Here is a 19,087-nt window from a genome sequence, read left to right as displayed (position 1 = left end):
CTGACGATCAGCTACTGATGCCATAACTCATCAGACGTTTGTAACGACGCTGCACCAGATCGTCAATCTCCATGTTCTGCAGACGCTCAACCTGGTCAATCAAAGCCGTTTTCATGTTGGCAGCCATCGCCTTCACATCACGGTGCGCGCCACCCAGCGGCTCCGGAATGGTGGTGTCAACAATACCCAGCTCTTCCAGGCGGGTCGAGGTTACACCCATGGCTTCAGCCGCGTCGGGGGCATGCTCGGACGATTTCCACAGAATGGTGGCACAACCTTCCGGCGTGATCACGGTATAGGTGGAGTACTGCAACATGTTCAGATGATCCGCAATGCCAATGGCGATGGCACCACCGGAGTTGGCCTCACCGGTAACGGTGGCAATCAGCGGTGTTTTCACCCGCGACATCATGGCCATGTTCTCGGCGATGGCTTCGTTGATACCACGCTCCTCGGCGTCGATACCCGGGTAAGCACCGGGCGTATCAATAAAGGACAGCACCGGCAGCTTGAAACGCTCGGCCAGCAGAATCAGGCGGCGCGCCTTGCGGTAGCCTTCCGGACGTGGCATGCCGAAGTTGTGACGTACCTTTTCCTTGGTGCCACGGCCTTTCTGGTGGCCAATGACCATCACCGGTTTGCCGTCCAGCCGCGCAATACCGCCAATCAGCGCCATGTCGTCAGCAAACAGACGATCACCGTGCAATTCATCAAAATCATCAAAGATATATTGAATGTAATCAAGGGTATAAGGTCGCAGCGGATGACGCGCAACCTGCGAGATCTGCCACGGGCTGAGATTGCCGTAAATCTTCTCGGTCAGCTTGGTGTTCTTTTCCTTAAGCTTTTGAATTTCATCACTAATATTGAGGTCGTTGTCATCGCTGACAAGACGCAGCTCGTTAATCTTGACTTCAAGATCAGCAATGGGTTGTTCAAAATCCAGATAATTCGGGTTCATAATCGCTTCTGTTCCGGCCTGAGTCGGTCAATTAGGGGTGTAATGATAGCAAATATAAGCATCAGCGGTAAGCAATGCTGACAGCGTTTGTGCCACACAGCAGATGCAGCTCCTGAATAAGGTTCTGATCGGGCAATACCTGCCAGTGCTCTCCCAGTTGTAAACAACCGGCGATTTCCGGTCGCTGATAACGTATTCGCACCGGGCAGCTCGGCGGTGTTTCCGGTGGCATCAGCTCGGCATTGGGCGGCACCGGATAACCGTCCGCGTGTTCGTTAGCGCTCCCGGACGCGGCGGGCGCTGCCAGTCGATAAGGTTGCAACACCCCCGCCAGGCGCGCCGTAAAATCGGGCGCCAGACTTTCGGACTGCAAATCCAGTTCAATGGCCTTGGCAAACCGCTGCCGGGCCTGGGTCAGGTTCAGCACCTCCCGCGCCCTGCCCCGCATGGCACCTTTAAAGTCATCCATGGACACCTGGCAATCCACCATCAGAATGGCATCCTTTTGCAGCAGCTCACGGAATTGCTCGTACTCCTTGGCAAACAGGGAGATCTCCAGGCGACCGCTGCGATCATCCAGCGTGATAAAGGCGATATTATCACCACGCTTACTGCGCATCGTGCGAGTGCTCACCAGCAGACCCGCCACCCACTGACTTTCACGTTCCGGGCGCAGATTCGCCAGCCGGTCCCGTGTCAGTTGCTTCAGCTCGGGCAGGTATTCATCAATCGGGTGGCCACTGAGATACAAACCCAGTGTGTCACGTTCGGCCTGCAGACGTTTCTGCTGCGTCCAGGGTCGCACGTTAACAACGCCGGCACTGATTTCGGGTTCCGGCACCGGTGCAATGTCACCAAACATGTCCAGCACACCGGCGGCCTGATTGCGGCTGCTTTGCTCAGCCGCCTGCACGGTATCCGGTAGCGCTGCCATCAGCTGCGCCCGCGTAGTATCGGTGTCGGCAGCCACCAGGTGGTCCAGCGCCCCGGCCCGGATCATGGCTTCCAGTGCCCGTTTGTTGACGGTGCGCAGATCCACGCGTGAACAGAAATCCAGCAGCGACTGGAACGGCCCACCCGTATTGCGCGCGGCAATGATGGCATTAATGGGCCCTTCGCCCAGGCCCTTGATGGCGCCCAGGCCGTAGACAATCTCGCCCTGCTGGTTGACGGTGAAGTTGTAGGCACCCACGTTTACATCCGGCACCACCAGCGGCAGCTTCATCTCGCGGCACTCTTCGATCAGGGTCACCACTTTATCGGTGTTCTGCATATCCGCCGACAGCACCGCCGCCATAAAATAGGCCGGGTAATGTTTTTTCAGCCACGCAGTCTGATAAGACACCAGCGCGTAGGCCGCCGAGTGTGATTTGTTGAAGCCATAACCGGCAAACTTTTCCATCAGGTCAAAAATCGAACCCGCCAGCTCGGCACTGATGCCGCGCTCGGCCGCCCCGGTCAGGAAGAAGCTGCGTTGCTTGTCCATCTCTTCCTGTTTCTTTTTACCCATGGCGCGGCGCAGCATGTCCGCGTTGCCCAGACTGAAATTGGCCAGTACCTGGGCAATCTGCATCACCTGTTCCTGATACAGGATGACACCGTAGGTATTTTTCAGCACCGGCTCCAGGTCCGGGTGCGGATAACTGCTGTCGGCGCGGCCGTGTTTTCGATTGATAAAGTCGTCCACCATGCCCGACTGCAATGGGCCGGGCCGGAACAGTGCCACCAGGGCCACAATGTCTTCAAAGCAGCTGGGCAACAGCTTGCGGATCAGCTCTTTCATGCCGCGCGATTCGAGCTGGAACACCGCCGTGGTTTCAGCGCGCTGCAACAGCTCATAAACCCGCATGTCGTCCAGCGGAATGCTGCGAATATCAAGCTTGTCTTCCTGATGCGCGGCTTCCTGCGCGTTGATCATTTTGACAGCCCAGTCAATAATGGTCAGGGTACGCAGACCAAGAAAGTCGAACTTGACCAGACCGGCAGTTTCCACATCATTCTTGTCAAACTGGGTGACCAGGCTGTCACCGTTCTCGTCACAGTACAGCGGCGAGAAGTCGGTCAGGCGCGTCGGTGCGATCACCACACCCCCGGCGTGCTTGCCGACATTACGCGTAATGCCTTCCAGCTTGAAGGCCATCTCCATGATTTCCTGCGCGTCCTCATCGCTGTCGATGAACTCCGGCAACTGCGGCTCCATCTCCATGGCCTTGGTCAGGGTCATACCCGGCTCAAACGGAATCAGTTTGGACAGCTTATCCGCCAGACCATAGGACTTGCCCTGAACCCGCGCCACATCACGCACCACCGCTTTTGCCGCCATGGTGCCAAAGGTGATGATCTGCGATACCGCCTCCTTGCCATACAGTTCTGCCACGTGAGCGATCACCCGGTCACGGCCTTCCATGCAAAAGTCGACATCAAAGTCGGGCATGGATACCCGTTCCGGGTTCAGGAAACGCTCGAACAGCAGGTCATAACGCAGCGGATCCAGGTCGGTAATGCCCAGGGCGTAGGCCACGATGGAACCGGCGCCGGAACCCCGGCCCGGCCCGACCGGGATATCATTGTTCTTGGCCCACTGGATAAACTCCATCACGATCAGGAAGTAACCGGGAAAACCCATCTGGATGATAACGTTGAGCTCAAAATCCAGGCGTTCATAGTAGGGCTGGCAGAACGCGGCAAATTCTTCCTCCGGCGCCTGCTTGCCGCGAATTTCGCGGAACAGTCTGGGCAAGTGCTGGTCCAGACCCTCACGGCTGATTTGCCGGAAAAACTCATCCATGGTGAGCCCCTCGGGGACCGGATAATTCGGCAAATAGGGTTTGCCCAACTCCAGCTCCAGGGTGCAGCGCCGCGCAATCTGCACCGTGTTCTCGATGGCTTCGGGCAGATCGTCGAACAGCGACATCATTTCTTCCGCGCTGCGCAGATACTGCTGCTCGGAGTAATGCCGGGGCCGGCGCGGATCGTCCAGCGTGCGGCGCTCATGAATGCAGACGCGCACCTCGTGCGCCTCAAAATCCTCACTGTTGATAAACCGCACATCATTGGTCGCCACGACCGGGCAGCCGGTCTCCGAGGCCAGTTGCACAGCCGCCTGCAGGTAAGCTTCCTCACCCTGACGCCCGCAGCGTTGCAGTTCCAGGTAGAAGCGCCCCGGGAACAGGCCCATGTACTCATCCAGCACCGCACGCGAGGTGGCATGGTCGCTTTCGATCAGCGCGCGGCCGACTTCACCGGTCATGCCACCGGACAGCGCAATCAGGCCCCCGGCGTTGGCCTGCAGCCAGTCGCGGCGCAACAGTGGTTCACCGTGGCCCTGCTTTTCGGTATAGGACAGGGAAATCAGCCGGGTCAGGTTGCGGTAACCTTCCAGGTTCAGCACCAGCAACACCAGCGGAAACGGTTTATCCGGGCGCTCGGGATTTTCCAACAGCACATCGCAGCCGCACACGGGCTTTATACCCTGCGCCATCGCTGCGGTATAAAACTTGATCATGGCAAACAGGTTGGCGTGATCGGTCACCGCCACTGCGGGCATACCCATTTTGGCAGTGGCTTCGATCAGGGGTTTGACACGCACCAGGCCGTCAACCACGGAGTATTCCGTGTGGACACGTAAATGCACAAAATTCGACGGGACCACGGGGGTCATAGTTACTCCTGGGTTTGTTCCTGTGGTGCTCTTTACTGCGCTTTCTCGCTTGGCTATTTACTGCGCTTTCTCGCTTTACTGCGCTTTCTCGCTGAGTGCTGCGATGCAGCGCGCTACCGGTGCATAGCTGCGACGGTGTTCCGGACACGGCCCCAGCTGCTGCAACGCGGCCATGTGCATTTTGGTTGGATAGCCTTTGTGCTGGGCAAATCCATAACCCGGATACTGTTGATCAAGATCTGTCATCACACGATCGCGCGTCACCTTCGCCAGCACCGAAGCCGCAGCAATACAATCGAGACGACTGTCACCCTTTACCAGGGCCTCGGACGCATATGACCATGACGGACAATGCGTCCCGTCAACATAAACAAAGTCCGGCTGTGTTGCCAGTGTTGTCACTGCTTTTTTCATGGCCTGCAGGGTGGCCTGAAAAATATTGATACGATCGATTTCTGAAGCCGCCAGACCGACGATGGTATAACTCACGGCCTGCTCGCAAATCAGCTCAAAAAGCTGCTCGCGTCGGCGTGCACTTAATTTTTTGGAGTCATTCAATCCCGGCAGATGGTAACTCTCCGGCAGGATCACGGCGGCCGCATAAACCTCCCCTGCCAACGGCCCACGGCCGGCTTCATCAACACCGGCGATCGCTTGTCCGGGCTTGTGCACGCGGCCCGGCTCAGCCCTCAACTGCGCCACCAGTTCAGTCGCGCGCTGCATCAGCGCGCATCCCCGGGTGCGGCGTCGAGCAACTGACACACCGCCGCCGCAGCCTGCTGATCGGCATCCAGGCGAATGGACTGGTGAATGCTTTCAAAGGCATGGTACAGACTGTCCTGACGCGCCGGATCATCCAGCCACGCCAGCACTTCGGTACTGACAATCGGCGCCGTTACCTGATCCTGCAACAACTCCGGGACCAGTTCACGCCCGGCCAGCAGGTTGGGCAGGGAAATATAGGGAATTTTCACCAGCCGCTTTGCCAGCGCCCAGGTCACAGACGACAGTCGATAACACACCACCATGGGGCGCTTTAACAGCAGCGCCTCCAGCGTGGCCGTACCCGAGGCCAGCAGCACCAGATCCGACGCCTGCATGGCCTCGTGCGAGCGACCATCAATCACGGTAAATGCATTGCTGGCGGCAGGATCTGCCGCCAGCGCCAGTGTCAGCATGCCATCAATCTGTTCACGGCGGCGCTCGTTGGCGCAGGGAATGACAAAGCGCAGGTCCGGTTTCTGTGCCAGACAGAGCAATGCTGCAGCAATAAACACCGGCGCCAGACGTTGCACTTCATCCTTACGGCTACCCGGCATCAGACACAACACCGGCGCAGTGTCAGGCAATCCCAGTGATGCCCGTGCCTGTTGCCGCACCTGTGTCTGATCCTGACCCGGCACAATGCGGTCGGCCAGCGAATGGCCAACACAATGCACGGGTATGCCATGTTGTTGATAGATGTCGGATTCAAAGGGGAACAGGGCCAGTATCAGGTCAACGGCACGGGCAATTTTTTTGATGCGCCCCTTGCCCCAGGCCCAGACGCTCGGGCTGACGTAGTGCACGGTTTTGACGCCGGCATCGTGCAGATTCTGTTCCAGACGCAGGTTAAAACCGGGCGAGTCGATGCCGATAAACACCGCTGCCCGCTCGTTGACAAAAAGCCTGACGAGGTCGCGCTTGAGCCGGAGCAATTCCGGCAGCCGGCCCAGCGGCTCCACGAACCCCATCACCGATAACCGTTCCATCGGCGTGATGGATTCAAAACCCTGGGCCAGCATCAGCGGGCCGCCGACACCGGCAAAACGGGCATTCGGGTAGCGCTGACGAATGGCTTGCATCAGGCCGGCGCCCAGCATGTCACCCGACGTTTCTCCAGCCACCATGCCTATCAGCATCAGCGATGTATGCCTTTGGCCGAACCTTTTATGGATTGCAGCATGACGTCAAGCGCCGGAGTTGCCGCCGCCATTTCTGTCAACTGCGCTTGTGCATCCTGCAGACTCAGACCTTTCTTGTATATGATCTTGAAGGCGCGGCGAATCTCTTTCACCGTGTCCGCAGCAAAACCGCGACGCTCCAGGCCCACAGTGTTAACACTGCGTACTGCTGCCGGACTGCCGCTGACAATGACGTAGGCCGGCACATCGTGTGAAATGTGCGTCATGCCCCCTACCATGGCGTGAGCACCAATACGCAGGAACTGATTGACGCCGGCATAACCGCCCAGGATGACCCAGTCTTCAACAATGGCATGGCCGGACAGGCCGGCGTTGTTGGCAAATACCGTGTTGCTGCCGACCATACAGTCGTGCGCCACGTGCACATACGCCATCATCAGGTTATTGTCGCCAATACGGGTGATACCGCCGCCCGAGGCAGTGCCGCGGTGCAGAGTACAACCTTCACGGATAATATTGCCGTCGCCGATTTCCAGCCAGGTGTCTTCGCCGGCAAACTTTTTGTCTGCCGGGTCTTCGCCGACCGAGGCAAACTGATAAACCGTATTATTCTTACCCATCCGGGTATTGGCCTTGATGACTACATGCGAGCTGATCTCGGTCCCTTCGCCAATTTCGACATTGGCACCAATGATACTCCACGGACCGACCGTGACGTTGTCGGCCAGCCTGGCCGAAGGATGGATGATGGCACGTGTATCAATCACTGTTCTCGTTTCCTCTCCGCACACATGATAGTGGCCTCACCGACCAGATCGTTACCGACCGAGGCGCGGCAGGCAAACTTGTAGATGCCACGCTTGCTGGTAATAATGGTGGCTTCCAGGGTTAAACAGTCACCTGGCACCACCGGACGCTTCAGGCGCACATCATCGGCACCGACAAAATAGTACAGATAACCATCCTTGGGTTTTTTCTCCTGGCTTTTAAAGCCCAGGACACCAGCAGCCTGTGCCAGCGCTTCGATAATCAATACACCTGGCATGATCGGGTAGTCCGGAAAATGACCGTTAAAAAACGGTTCATTAACACTGACATTTTTGTATGCCACGATCGACTTGCCCATTTCCATGCTGACCACACGATCAACCAGCAAAAACGGATAGCGCTGTGGTAGGTATTCCTTGATCTCTTCGACGTTCATCATCATGTTATTTTCCTGGCTTATTAGCCTGTTACTTTTTAGCCAATTGCTTTTTTAGCCAACTACTTGTTAGTCAACTACATTTTAGTCAACTACTCTGGCAAATTCTGTTCCAGTTTTTGCACGCGCTTCGACAGCCCGGACAGCTTACTGAGCGTGACTGCATTGCGCTTCCACAGACTGCTTTCCTGCAGCAGTGTGCCGGACGAGTACACACCCGGCTGATCAATTGTCCGGGTCACCATCGACATGGCGCTGACGCTCACTTTGTCGCAAATACTCAGGTGTCCGGTAATGCCGACGCCACCACCGATAACGCAGTAACGACCGATCCGGGTGCTGCCCGCCAGCGCGCTGCAGCCACAAATCACGGTGTGCGCACCAACCACACAGTTATGACCGATCTGCACCTGATTGTCGATCTTGACACCGTCCTCGATGACAGTGTCGTCCAGCGCGCCACGATCGATACAGCTACCGGCACCCACTTCAACATCGTCGCCAATCGTCACCGCACCCAACTGGGCAATTTTCACAGAGCGCTGACCATCAAAGGCAAAACCAAAGCCGTCCGCGCCAATTACCGCACCCGAGTGAATGATACAACGATCGCCCAGACTCACACCGTGATACAGCGTCACATTGGCATAAAGCGTGACGTTGTCACCCAGGCGGCAGTCACGACCCACCACGCAACCGGCGCCGATCCGGCTACCCTCGCCGATGATAGCACCGCTTTCAATGACAGCCTGTGGCCCGACCCGGACATTGTTGCCCAGGGTCGCACTGCCACTGATCACTGCGCTGGCGTGAACGGGCGTCTCGTCGCCCCGCTCGCCGCCGCTGTCCGGAACCGCTGCAAATAGCTGCGACGCCCTGGCGTACGTGACGTAGGGTGAGCTGGACAGAAGGCAGGGAACGTTGACAGTAGATGCCAGATCAGGATGCAGAATCAGCGCACTGGCCTGACAATCCGCGAGCTGCCTGGCATATCGCGGATTGGCGAGGAAACTCAGATTCCCCGGACCGGCGCGCTTGAGCGTCGCCAGGGCGTCGATCCGGGTCGTATCATCACCTTGGACAGGTACATCCAGTAGTCGGGACAGTTCTTTCAAGGTAAAAGAAGGCTTCACCGCACGGGGTCCTGTCATACCGGCAAGCCGGTATTATTGCGCCATTTCGTTGAGTTTGGCCGTCACCAGAGTGGTGATGTTGTAGGCATTATCAAAATAGGCCACCGATTCCGCATTCAGCACGACATCGTAGCCGCCCTCTTCCACGACAGCTTCAATGGCCTGACCCAGGCTCTGACGCATGCGCTCAACAAAGGCCTGCTGGCGCTGCTGCCAGGCACCCTGCAGTCGCTCGGCAATAACCTGCATCTGTGCCTGCTTTTCTTCGGCATCCGAATTCATATCGCGCATTTCTGCTTCGCTGAGAATGGACTCATCGCGTTGCGCGCGCTCGATGATTTCCCGCAATTCCGTGTTCAGACGCTCCAGACGCTGCTCGTCGGCACCGAACTCTGAACGGGTGTTTGCCTCCAGTTCCTGCGCTGCCTCAGAGCCGAACAGGGCCTGCTCGAGATCGATAATGCCTATGGTCGGCGCCTGGGCAAATGCCACGCTGCTGGTCAACAGCATAGTGGCCATAATCAGTAACTTGTTCATTGTCTTCACTATGTACTCTCCGTACTTTCCGCGTTATAAAAAGCCGACTACCGCAATAGCCGCGCAGTATATCATTGTGGTCTGGTACAGACCGAAATAAATTGTGACGTCAGAACCCGGCACCAATGGTGAAATCGAAGGTCTTGGTTCTGTCATTTTCGCCCTTCTTCAGCGGCGCTGCCAGATAGAAGGTCAGCGGCCCGAACGGCGACAGGTAGGTGACACCAACACCGGCCGAATAGCGCAATTCACTGGCATCAAAGTTGCCACAACCCAGACGTTCCTGCGATGCACTGCAATTGGTGGAGAACACGTTGCCAACATCCAGGAACAGGCTTGAACGTACGCCACCACGATCCTGCACAAAAGGCAGCGGAAACAGAATCTCTGCCGTCAGCGTGGTCAGCACATTGCCACCAAAGGAATCGCGATCACGGCGATTCAGATTGTAGTTTTCCACTGCCAGCTGCACCTGCTGGTTGCCATCGGCATCCAGCACCGGCTGGCCGTTGTTGTCGAATACCGGCACCGTCGGATAGGCAATGGAACCATCATATGATGCCGAGCCACCCGGGCCCAGCACGATATTGCCGTTTGCGTCCTTGAGCAATCCCGCCTGCTGCGGCGAGATTGTCCGCGGATCAGTGCTGCGCGGACCCAGACTGTTCTCGTCATAACCACGCACGACGCCGTTGTAGGCCAGACCACCGGCGAAGAAGTTCTGGAAGAAAGGCATGTCATCGGTGCTGCCGTAACCATTGCCGTAGCCCAGGTTGGTGCGCAGATGGAACACCCAGTCATCGCCGTAAATCGGCTTGTAATACTGGCCGGTATAGGTCGCGCGGTAATACTCCAGATCACTGCCCGGCACGGTGATTTCAAAAGCTGCCTGGTGCTGCGTACCGCGGGTTGCGAGCTGACCACGGTTCAATGTGCTGTAGACATAGTTGGTGGTAAAGGTAAAGTTGTCAAACGTGGTGCCGTACTTGTCGATAAAACCCGGGTCGGTCGGCACACCGCGATATTCCGGTGGCAGACTCGAGATCGGCGCGGTAATCGCGTCCACCACCGGACCTGTCCACGGATTGTTGTTGGCGGGCCGGATCAGGTAGCGATCGTTCAGGCTCACGCGCGGCGTGGCTTCGATCTCCTGCACCGACAAACCACCCGAGGACAGCTCGGTATGGGTATAACCCACGTTATAACCGATCTGCTGAATTTCACTGATCGGGTAACTGAAGTTCAATGATGCGCCATACGATGTGGTGGAGAAGCTGGCAATGTTGAACGGCGAATCCTGTTTCTGCAGGAACACGTTAAACCCGCGGCTGACGCCATCGGGCGTGAAGTACGGGTCAACATAGGCAAAACGCGCACTGCTCTGGAAATAGCTGCGGTTCAGGCCCACGGCCACGGTGCGGCCGGTGCCCAGAAAGTTTTCCGCCTGCAGGTCGGTGGACACAAACCAGTCACCGCCGCCGCCGGAACCGACACTGAAGGAGATGCTACCGAAGCTCTGCTCCTCCACATCGAACTCGACATCAATCTGGTCTGTGGTGCCGGGCACTTCCACCGTATCCACTTCAACCGTGGAAAAATACCCCAGCCGCTCCAGACGGATTTTGGACAGCTCTATCTGCTGGCTGGATGCCGGTGCGCTTTCCAGTTGGCGCATTTCCCGACGCAGCACTTCATCTGCGGTGGAAACGTTGCCACGATAGTTGATGCGATTGACATAGGTGCGGGCACCCGGCTCCACGTAAAAGATCACTTCCACGGTTTGCTCGTCATCGTTAACCGTGGGCACCCCTTCGACCGTGGCAAAAGCGTAACCCAGGTTGCCCAGAATCTGGGTCATGTATTCTTCACTGGCGGTAATCAGCGCCTGCGAATAGGTCTGGCCCGGCCCCACCAGCGTGTAGGCCCGCAGCAGCGCTTCGGCGTTGACCAGATCACCTACCAGGTCAACGCGGCTGATTTCATACTGCTGGCCTTCGCTGACATTGATGGTGATATAAATCTCTTCGTTGTCCGGGGTAATGGTGACCGGCGTGGAATCAATATTAAAACGGGCAAAACCATTATCCAGGTAGTAGGAGGTTACCCGTTCAATGTCACCGGACAGCTGCTCACGCGAGTAGCGGTCACGGCTACTGAACGGCAGATACCAGGGTTTGGTGCCCAGATCCATCAGATCGGTCAGCTCTTCGTCACCGTAGGTGGTGTTGCCCACCAGGTTGACGTCGCGGATACGGCTTTCCTCGCCCTCATTGACCGTCATGTCGATGGCCACCCGGTTACGGGGCTGTTCGGTCACTTCGATATCTACGGTGGTGCCGTAGCGGCCACGGGAAGAATACACTTCCTGAATGCCCTGACGGATGGCTTCCAGCGTGGCACGGGTGAAAATGCCGCCTTCCACAATCTCGGCCGACGCCATGTTTTCCAGAATGTCTTCGGTTTGCAGAACGCGGTTGCCTTCGATATTGATCTCGCTGACCGAGGGCCGTTCCAACACTGTCAGCAGCAGGACGTCATCTTCGCGTGCCACTTCCACTTCTTCGAAATAACCCGATTCGGTTACCGCCCGGATAATCGGGCCGGTCATGCCCGGCTGCATGATGTCGCCTATGCTGACTGGCAGCAGGCTGAACATGACGCCGGGGGAGATTCGCTGCAGGCCGTCGATGCGAATATCACTGATGACAAAACTCTGCTGCTGTGACAGCGGCTGTTGCGCCGATGGTTGTTCAGGCTGACCCTGAAGCGCCGGAAGAAGGGGCTGCGCCTGGGCAGCAGTACATAGTCCGATGGTCAGGAAAGCGCTGAGACTGTATCTAATCATGAAATTCTTTAATGCCCGGGTCTGTATGAATAGTTGGATGGTTGTCTGGATACATGTCCTGACAGCGTCTTTTTTACAGCAGCCTTGCCACGTCATTATAAATCGCCAGCATCATAATACCGCCAATCATCAACAGGCCCATTTGTAGTCCCATGGCCTGGATCCGCTCTGGCACAGGACGGCGTATGATAGCCTCTATGGTGTAATACAACAAATGCCCGCCATCCAGCACGGGAATCGGCAGCAGATTAAGCACACCCAGGCTGATACTCAGTATTGCCAGGAAGCCGAGATAGACTTCCAGTCCATAGCTGGCGGTCTCTCCGGCAACCTGCGCGATGGTGATGGGGCCATTGATATTCTTCACGGAAATCAGGCCAATCACCATCTTCTTGATCGAATCCAGCACAAACACCGATTTGTCCCAGGTTTCCTGCAACGCCGGCCCTATCGCGGTCAGCGGGTTGTAGGAGATCTCCCGGCGCATCTCCGGCGGCAGACTGCCATACAGATCATAAGGTTCAACGTACGCCCCGATGGTGCCAATTGCCACGCCATCGGCATCGCTGCCCTGCGGCGTCACGGTCAGTGCCTGTTGTGTTGCACCGCGTTGGACAACAACATCCAGCGCCAGTTCCGGATGAGCGCGCACCATTTCCACCCATTGCGTCCAGCTTCTGACCTGTTCGCCATTGGCGCTCAACACCCGGTCACCGGGCTCAAAACCGGCCTGCTCGGCGCGGCCACCGGCCACGACACCGTCAATCACCGGCGGAATTTCATATTGCACAATGCCCAGTGAGGCCAGCGGATTGGGTTCAGCGGTGCGCGACTCCCAGCTCTGCACCGGAATCACATAATCACGCGCATCAACCGCATTGGCCGGAATCGCGCTGACCACCAGCTCACCGGTTTCCCCCAGGCGGTTGAGCAGCTGCATGGTGACCTGTTGCCAGATATTGGTATCAACACCGTCTACCGCCACAATTTCATCGCCGGCGCGCAGGCCGGCAGCATAGGCCGGCGAGTCATCCATCACATTGGATACAACGGGCGCCACACCCTTCAGGCCGTAGGCCACGTTGATCAGCCAGAACACCACAATGGCAAGCAGAAAATTGGCCATGGGGCCGGCCGCAACAACGGCAAAGCGCTGCCACAACGGCTTGAAGTTGAACGCCATGTGGCGCTCCGAGTCAGGAATATCGCCACCGCCGGCCTGGGTATCGTCCTGGCCCAGCATCTTGACGTAGCCCCCCAGGGGAATGGGGGCGATGACATACTCGGTGCCGTCCTTGCCATGCCAGGTCTTGACCGCACGGCCAAAGCCGATGGAAAAGCGCAACACTTTGACGCCGCAGCGACGCGCGACCCAGAAGTGACCGAATTCATGGATGGTGACAAGAATGCCCAATGTAACGATAAGGGCAAGAATATTGGTAAATAGCGTTTCAAACATAGTTACAACCCCGCTGCGATGTCACAGGCAACAGCCCGCGCCTCGGCATCCAGCTTTTGAATCATAGCGATAGAGACCGGCTGGCGACAAGTTATTTGCGCCAGGGTGTCGGAAATAATGCGCGGAATGTCGGTAAACCGGATCTGCCCGGCAAGGAAGGCGGCAACCGCAATTTCATTGGCGGCGTTCAGGCAGGTGGGCACGTAACCGCCCTGCCCGGCGGCTTCCATGCCCAGCGCCAGACATGGAAAACGCGCAAGATCAGGAGCCAGAAATTGCAAATCAGGACTTTTCACCAGACTCAGGAAATCTGCACCGGATTCAATGCGCTGCGGCCAGGCCAGGGCATGGGCAATCGGCACCCGCATATCCGGACTGCCCAATTGCGCGAGCACCGATCCGTCGGTGTATTCCACCATGGAGTGAACGATGCTTTGCGGGTGAATCACCACCTCGACTGCAGCGGGCGCCAGGTCAAAGAGATAACACGCCTCGATAAACTCCAGACCTTTATTCATCATGGTGGCCGAATCCACGGAGATCTTGCGGCCCATGTCCCAGTTCGGGTGTTTGCAGGCCTGCGCCGGGGTCACCGTGTGCAGCTGGTCTACCGGGGTATGCAGGAAGGGGCCACCCGAGGCCGTCAGCAATACCTTGCGCACGCCCTGCCCGGCCAGATTGCCGCGCTTGGATTGCGCCGGCGCCGGCAGGCACTGAAAGATGGCATTGTGCTCACTGTCGATGGGCAGAATCACCGCCCCGCTTTGCACGGCAGCCTGCATGAACAGCTCACCGGCCATGACCAGCGACTCTTTATTGGCGAGCAGGACTTTTTTGCCGCTCTGCGCCGCCGCCAGTGCCGGCCGCAGGCCGGCAGCGCCAACAATCGCCGCCATCACCACATCAACTGCGGCATCGGACGCTATTTTCTCCAGTGCCGCCACGCCCCACAACACCTCGGTTGCCGAACCGGCCTTGTGCAATTGCAGGCGCAGCGCCTCGGCAGCGTTTTCATCGGTCAGCACGGCGTAGACCGGCTCAAATTGCAGACACTGACTCAGCAGCAGCGCAGTATTGCTGTGCGCACTTAAAGCGTAGACCCGGAACTGGTCATGACGGGCAATGACATCCAGCGTGCTGGTGCCCACGGAACCGGTCGCCCCAAGTACGGTGATGGACTGGCTGGCAGTCTGGTTGATGGCCTGGCTCATAACACCTCGAGCCTTGCGCTCAACAGCGCCAGCGCCAGCACATAAATCGGCGTGGCAGCGACCAGGCTGTCAATGCGATCCAGCACGCCACCGTGGCCGGGCAGGCTGCGCCCGCTGTCCTTGATGCCGCGATGGCGCTTCAGCATGCTTTCAAACAGATCGCCAATGACCGAGAACACCGCCAGCAACAGCGCCGCCAACAACAGCAGCAGCCAGGTAAGCGCTGACAGGGCCTGATATTCGGTATGCACCCAGGCCAGCAGACACAGTGTCAACACCGCACAACTGCTGACACCGCCCCAGAATCCGGCCCAGGTTTTTTTCGGACTCAGGTCAGGTGCCAGTTTACGGTTGCCCCAGGCGCGTCCGGCGAAATACGCGCCAATATCAACAACGCTGACCTGTGCCACCAGAATCAGGACCAGCAGCCCGGATGGCGCCAGAACTTTCAGGTACAGAAAACCAACCCAGGTGGGCAGCAGACAGGCCAGCCCCATCAGGCCGATGCGCCAGCGCGCCTGCCAGTACTCCTGACGTCTGGGGTAGCGGCGCAGAAAATAGAAAACGCCGGTCCAGAACATCACCGCCAACAGGCTGATGATAACCACACCGGTTACATTCAGGGTCAGGCTGGAGGTCAGGAACAGGCCGGTCTGCTGCACGCTACCGGTATCAGGTGTCAGCAGAAACCAGATCACCAGCGACAGAATGGCGGTAAAACAAAGCACAAAGACCAGCCGTTCGCGATCACGCACCAGGCCCATGAGACGCCCCCATTCCAGCAACGCGGGCAGCAGTATCAAACTCAGGAAGCCGGCGAACATGACCGGTGATAACCAGGCAGTGCCGGCATACAACACCAGCAACATGACTATGGCGGTCAGTACACGCTGTTTAAGCAATCTCTGTCCCCTCGGCCATGGTGATCTCGTCACTGTCCGAATGCCCGCCGTAGCGGCGCTTGCGACGACTGAAGTCAGCCAGCGCCAGTTGCAGCGAACCGGCGTCGAAGTCGGGCCAGTAAGTGTCGCAGAAATACAGTTCGGTGTAGGCAAATTGCCACAACAGGAAATTGCTGATTCGCATCTCGCCTCCGGTGCGAATGCACAGATCCGGCGGCGGCGCATCGGCCAGGCAAACATGCTGCTGGACAGTGTCGGGCGTGATGTCGGCAGCCTGCAGCGTGCCTGTCTGCACTTGCCCGGCGATGCGCTGACAGGCCTGACTGATGTCCCACTGGCCACCGTAATCGGCAGCCACGGTCACTACCATGCCAGTGTTGTGCGCTGTCAGTTTTTCCACATCATTCATGTTTTTTTGCAGTCGCGGCGAAAAGCTGTCCCGGTTGCCGATAAAACGCAGCCGCACATTGCGCTCGTGCATCTGTTTGATCTCGTGGCGCTGAAGGACGCTCAGAAACAGCGCCATCAGGCCGCGCACTTCCTTGTTCGGGCGCAGCCAGTTCTCACTACTGAAAGCAAACAGGGTCAGATGTTCGATATTGAGGTCGGCACAGGCATAAACGACTTCACGCGCCGCCTCGGCACCGGCGCGATGGCCGGCGCTGCCACGCAGCCCGCGGGCCTTGGCCCAGCGGTTATTACCATCCATGATAACCGCGATATGCCGGGGCTGGCCTTTTGTCGGGACCTGTTCCATTTAGACGTCTCCTCTCGCATCCATGGCTTGAGCTGTCGTGCCGTCCACCGCTCAGATAGACAGCAGGTCTTTTTCTTTCGCGCTAAACGTCGATTCGACCGACGCAATGTACTTGTCGGTCAGCTTCTGTATACGATCTTCAGCACGGTGCTGGTCATCCTCACTGATCTCCTTGTCCTTAAGCAGATCCTTGATGGTACCGTTGGCATCGCGGCGAATGTTGCGAATTGCCACACGGGCATTCTCAGCTTCACTCTTCGCCTGCTTGGTGTACTCGCGCCGGGTTTCTTCCGTCAGCGCCGGCATCGGCAGACGAATGGATTCGCCATTGTTGGACGGGTTCAGGCCCAGGTCGGATTTCAGAATGGCTTTTTCCACTTCCGTGATCAGTGCCCGTTCCCAGGGCACGATAACCAGCAAACGCCCTTCTTCGACAGTGATATTGGCCAACTGGTTCAGCGGCGTATCGCTGCCATAATACGACACCATCACCGTATCCAGGATACCCGGATGGGCGCGACCGGTGCGGATTTTGTTGAATGCAATCTCCAGTGAATGCAGGGATTTTTCCATGCGCTCACTGGCATCACTGATTATCTCGTCAATCATGCTGATCCCCTTCAGTTGGCGTTTTCGCCACTCCACTCGTTCGGGCGAACCACACCAATCAAGGTACCATCGGTCTGGCCCATCACGTTATTCAATAATGATCCCGGTTTCTGCATGTTAAATACGCACACCGGAATATCGTGGTCACGCACCAGACAGATGGCTGTCAGGTCCATTACCCCCAGTTTTTTGTCCAACACTTCATCATAAGTCAGATAATCGTATTTGACAGCATCGGGCACACGCATGGGATCGGCAGAATACACGCCATCCACCTTGGTGGCTTTCAGGATGAGGCCGGCGTCGATCTCGATGCCGCGCAAACAGGCAGCAGAATCCGTGGTGAAGAACGGGTTGCCGGTGCCGGCAGCAAAGATAACCACATCGCCGGAGCGCAGATGACGAATGGCAGCACGGCGGTCATAATGCTCCACCACGCCGCTCATCGGAATGGCCGACATCACGCGCGTAGAGATTCCGGCGCGTTCCAGCGCATCACGCATGGCCAGCGCATTCATCACGGTGGCCAGCATGCCCATGTGATCGCCGGTGACCCGCTCCATGCCAGCGGCATGCAGGGCCGCACCGCGGAACAGGTTACCACCGCCGATGACCACACCAATTTCAACACCCAGACCCACCAGCTGGCCTATTTCTACCGCCATGCGGTCAAGCACCTTGGGGTCGATGCCAAAATCGGCTTCGCCGGTCAGGGCTTCGCCACTGAGCTTTAACAGTATGCGTTTATACTTTTTCTCAGTTTTTGCCATGTCAGGTCAGCTCGTTGCTGGTCGGGGACTGAGCTTCAGCTTCGTCCCCTCAGTGGTTGGGAGGGGACGGAGCTGAAGCCCAGTCCCCCATTGCTTCGCTTACTGTTTTTTAGAGGCCGCTGCCTGTGCCGCAACTTCTTCGGCGAAATCGACCACTTCTTTCTCGATACCTTCGCCCACTTCGTAGCGTACAAAGCTCACCACGTCTGCGCCAGCCTTTTTCAGCAATGCGCTCACAGTCAGGTCGGGGTCTTTCACGAATTGCTGTTCCAGCAACGTGATTTCCGCCACGTATTTACGGATACGGCCTTCGATCATTTTTTCCACGATCTCGGCAGGCTTGCCACTTTCAGCAGCCTGGGCAGCGTAGATTTCACGCTCTTTGTCCAGGACATCAGCCGGTACATCGCTGGCACGCACCACCATCGGGTTGGCAGCAGCAACGTGCATGGCCACATCACGCGCCAGTGCGGCATCACCGCCCTTCAACGCGACCAGTACGGCAATACGGTCATTGCTGTGCACATAGGTGTCCACCACGTCTGCTTCCAGAATGGCGACTCGACGCAGGTTGATGTTCTCACCGATTTTCTGCACCAGTGCAGATCGGGTGTCCTCCAGGCCAGCCGCGGCCAGGGCGGCAACGTCCGCTTCTTTCTTGTCAAATGCCTGGGTCAGACAGTCGTTGGCATAGGCCAGGAAGCTGTCGTCACGTGCAACGAAGTCAGTTTCGCTGTTCACTTCAACAATTACGCCGTAGCTGTTGTCGTCGGCAACACGGGTTTTAACAATGCCTTCCGCCGCGGTACGACCGGCTTTTTTGGCCGCTTTCAGGCCGCTGGCTTTGCGCATGTCTTCAATTGCCTTGTCCATGTCACCGTCGGCTTCCACCAGGGCTTTCTTGCAATCCATCATGCCCAGTCCGGTGCGCTCACGTAATTCCTTAACCATGCCTGCTGTAATATTTGCCATTTGCGATAGCCTCACTTGAATTCTTAAATTGATAATGCTGAAAATTTGTTAAAAAAAAGGGGCAAGGCCCCTTTTTTCTAAACCGGAGTATGTCGAGTCATTGTGGTGCCGGGGGCCGGCACCATCAGCCGCATCAGGCCGGCTTCTCCGCGCCTGCCACAG

16 protein-coding genes are annotated in these 19,087 nt (G+C 57.4%); all 16 read right to left on the bottom strand.

What is annotated here, in order from left to right; all coding sequences use genetic code 11:
* Positions 1–7: 7 nt before the first annotated feature.
* Positions 8–961 carry an acetyl-CoA carboxylase carboxyltransferase subunit alpha gene (locus ENH71_RS05475; protein WP_294130129.1) on the bottom strand — a complete coding sequence of 318 codons (954 nt, stop codon included), beginning with the start codon at positions 959–961 and terminating at the stop codon, positions 8–10.
* Positions 962–1,022: 61 nt separating this feature from the next.
* Positions 1,023–4,622: a DNA polymerase III subunit alpha gene (gene dnaE / locus ENH71_RS05470; protein ID WP_294130132.1), complete on the bottom strand. Its 3,600-nt coding sequence runs from the start codon at positions 4,620–4,622 to the stop codon at positions 1,023–1,025.
* 75 nt (positions 4,623–4,697) lie between these two features.
* Positions 4,698–5,345 (bottom strand): ribonuclease HII, encoded by a 648-nt coding sequence (gene rnhB, locus ENH71_RS05465; protein WP_294130134.1) that lies wholly within the window; start codon positions 5,343–5,345, stop codon positions 4,698–4,700.
* The gene (gene lpxB / locus ENH71_RS05460) at positions 5,345–6,523 is read right to left on the bottom strand and encodes a lipid-A-disaccharide synthase (RefSeq protein WP_294130135.1); all 1,179 of its coding nucleotides are present in this window, start codon (positions 6,521–6,523) and stop codon (positions 5,345–5,347) included. The genes rnhB and lpxB overlap by 1 nt, the downstream gene beginning before the upstream one ends.
* A complete protein-coding gene (lpxA, locus tag ENH71_RS05455) occupies positions 6,523–7,317 on the bottom strand; it encodes an acyl-ACP--UDP-N-acetylglucosamine O-acyltransferase (RefSeq protein ID WP_317622334.1) in 795 nt (264 codons plus the stop codon). The genes lpxB and lpxA overlap by 1 nt, the downstream gene beginning before the upstream one ends.
* Positions 7,290–7,733 carry a 3-hydroxyacyl-ACP dehydratase FabZ gene (gene fabZ / locus ENH71_RS05450; protein WP_317622342.1) on the bottom strand — a complete coding sequence of 148 codons (444 nt, stop codon included), beginning with the start codon at positions 7,731–7,733 and terminating at the stop codon, positions 7,290–7,292. The genes lpxA and fabZ overlap by 28 nt, the downstream gene beginning before the upstream one ends.
* An 89-nt stretch (positions 7,734–7,822) precedes the next feature.
* Positions 7,823–8,881 (bottom strand): UDP-3-O-(3-hydroxymyristoyl)glucosamine N-acyltransferase, encoded by a 1,059-nt coding sequence (gene lpxD / locus ENH71_RS05445; RefSeq protein ID WP_294130140.1) that lies wholly within the window; start codon positions 8,879–8,881, stop codon positions 7,823–7,825.
* A 15-nt stretch (positions 8,882–8,896) separates the two neighbouring features.
* Positions 8,897–9,400 (bottom strand): OmpH/Skp family outer membrane protein, encoded by a 504-nt coding sequence (locus ENH71_RS05440; RefSeq protein ID WP_294130142.1) that lies wholly within the window; start codon positions 9,398–9,400, stop codon positions 8,897–8,899.
* Between the two features lie 109 nt (positions 9,401–9,509).
* Positions 9,510–12,245, bottom strand: a complete 2,736-nt coding sequence (bamA, locus tag ENH71_RS05435) for an outer membrane protein assembly factor BamA (RefSeq protein ID WP_294130144.1) — start codon at positions 12,243–12,245, stop codon at positions 9,510–9,512.
* A gap of 73 nt (positions 12,246–12,318) precedes the next feature.
* A complete protein-coding gene (rseP, locus tag ENH71_RS05430) occupies positions 12,319–13,704 on the bottom strand; it encodes an RIP metalloprotease RseP (protein WP_294130145.1) in 1,386 nt (461 codons plus the stop codon).
* A 2-nt stretch (positions 13,705–13,706) separates the two neighbouring features.
* The gene (ispC, locus tag ENH71_RS05425) at positions 13,707–14,915 is read right to left on the bottom strand and encodes a 1-deoxy-D-xylulose-5-phosphate reductoisomerase (RefSeq protein ID WP_294130146.1); all 1,209 of its coding nucleotides are present in this window, start codon (positions 14,913–14,915) and stop codon (positions 13,707–13,709) included.
* On the bottom strand, positions 14,912–15,817 hold the full coding sequence (locus ENH71_RS05420; protein WP_294130147.1) for a phosphatidate cytidylyltransferase: 906 nt from the start codon (positions 15,815–15,817) through the stop codon (positions 14,912–14,914). The genes ispC and ENH71_RS05420 overlap by 4 nt, the downstream gene beginning before the upstream one ends.
* A complete protein-coding gene (gene uppS / locus ENH71_RS05415) occupies positions 15,810–16,574 on the bottom strand; it encodes a polyprenyl diphosphate synthase (RefSeq protein WP_294130148.1) in 765 nt (254 codons plus the stop codon). Before uppS ends, ENH71_RS05420 begins: the two co-directional genes overlap by 8 nt.
* A 51-nt stretch (positions 16,575–16,625) precedes the next feature.
* Complete coding sequence (frr, locus tag ENH71_RS05410) at positions 16,626–17,183, bottom strand: ribosome recycling factor (protein ID WP_294130150.1); 558 nt, start codon at positions 17,181–17,183, stop codon at positions 16,626–16,628.
* An 11-nt stretch (positions 17,184–17,194) separates the two neighbouring features.
* On the bottom strand, positions 17,195–17,953 hold the full coding sequence (pyrH, locus tag ENH71_RS05405; protein WP_294130152.1) for a UMP kinase: 759 nt from the start codon (positions 17,951–17,953) through the stop codon (positions 17,195–17,197).
* 99 nt (positions 17,954–18,052) lie between these two features.
* Positions 18,053–18,925: a translation elongation factor Ts gene (gene tsf / locus ENH71_RS05400; RefSeq protein WP_294130154.1), complete on the bottom strand. Its 873-nt coding sequence runs from the start codon at positions 18,923–18,925 to the stop codon at positions 18,053–18,055.
* Positions 18,926–19,087 lie beyond the last annotated feature (162 nt).

Source organism: Pseudohongiella sp., assembly GCF_011050365.1.
Taxonomy (GTDB): Bacteria; Pseudomonadota; Gammaproteobacteria; order Pseudomonadales; family Pseudohongiellaceae; genus Pseudohongiella.
The sequence above is the reverse complement of the archived record's forward strand: the minus strand, read 5'-3'. Positions and strand labels throughout refer to the sequence as shown.

Excerpts from the sequence above, each read along its gene's own strand:
- ENH71_RS05475 (WP_294130129.1), bottom strand. The coding sequence starts at position 961 with ATGAACCCGAATTATCTGGATTTTGAACAACCCATTGCTGATCTTGAA.
- dnaE (WP_294130132.1), bottom strand. The coding sequence starts at position 4,622 with ATGACCCCCGTGGTCCCGTCGAATTTTGTGCATTTACGTGTCCACACG.
- rnhB (WP_294130134.1), bottom strand. The coding sequence starts at position 5,345 with ATGCAGCGCGCGACTGAACTGGTGGCGCAGTTGAGGGCTGAGCCGGGC.
- lpxB (WP_294130135.1), bottom strand. The coding sequence starts at position 6,523 with ATGCTGATAGGCATGGTGGCTGGAGAAACGTCGGGTGACATGCTGGGC.
- fabZ (WP_317622342.1), bottom strand. The coding sequence starts at position 7,733 with ATGATGAACGTCGAAGAGATCAAGGAATACCTACCACAGCGCTATCCG.
- lpxD (WP_294130140.1), bottom strand. The coding sequence starts at position 8,881 with ATGACAGGACCCCGTGCGGTGAAGCCTTCTTTTACCTTGAAAGAACTG.
- ENH71_RS05440 (WP_294130142.1), bottom strand. The coding sequence starts at position 9,400 with ATGAACAAGTTACTGATTATGGCCACTATGCTGTTGACCAGCAGCGTG.
- bamA (WP_294130144.1), bottom strand. The coding sequence starts at position 12,245 with ATGATTAGATACAGTCTCAGCGCTTTCCTGACCATCGGACTATGTACT.
- rseP (WP_294130145.1), bottom strand. The coding sequence starts at position 13,704 with ATGTTTGAAACGCTATTTACCAATATTCTTGCCCTTATCGTTACATTG.
- ispC (WP_294130146.1), bottom strand. The coding sequence starts at position 14,915 with ATGAGCCAGGCCATCAACCAGACTGCCAGCCAGTCCATCACCGTACTT.
- uppS (WP_294130148.1), bottom strand. The coding sequence starts at position 16,574 with ATGGAACAGGTCCCGACAAAAGGCCAGCCCCGGCATATCGCGGTTATC.
- frr (WP_294130150.1), bottom strand. The coding sequence starts at position 17,183 with ATGATTGACGAGATAATCAGTGATGCCAGTGAGCGCATGGAAAAATCC.
- pyrH (WP_294130152.1), bottom strand. The coding sequence starts at position 17,953 with ATGGCAAAAACTGAGAAAAAGTATAAACGCATACTGTTAAAGCTCAGT.
- tsf (WP_294130154.1), bottom strand. The coding sequence starts at position 18,925 with ATGGCAAATATTACAGCAGGCATGGTTAAGGAATTACGTGAGCGCACC.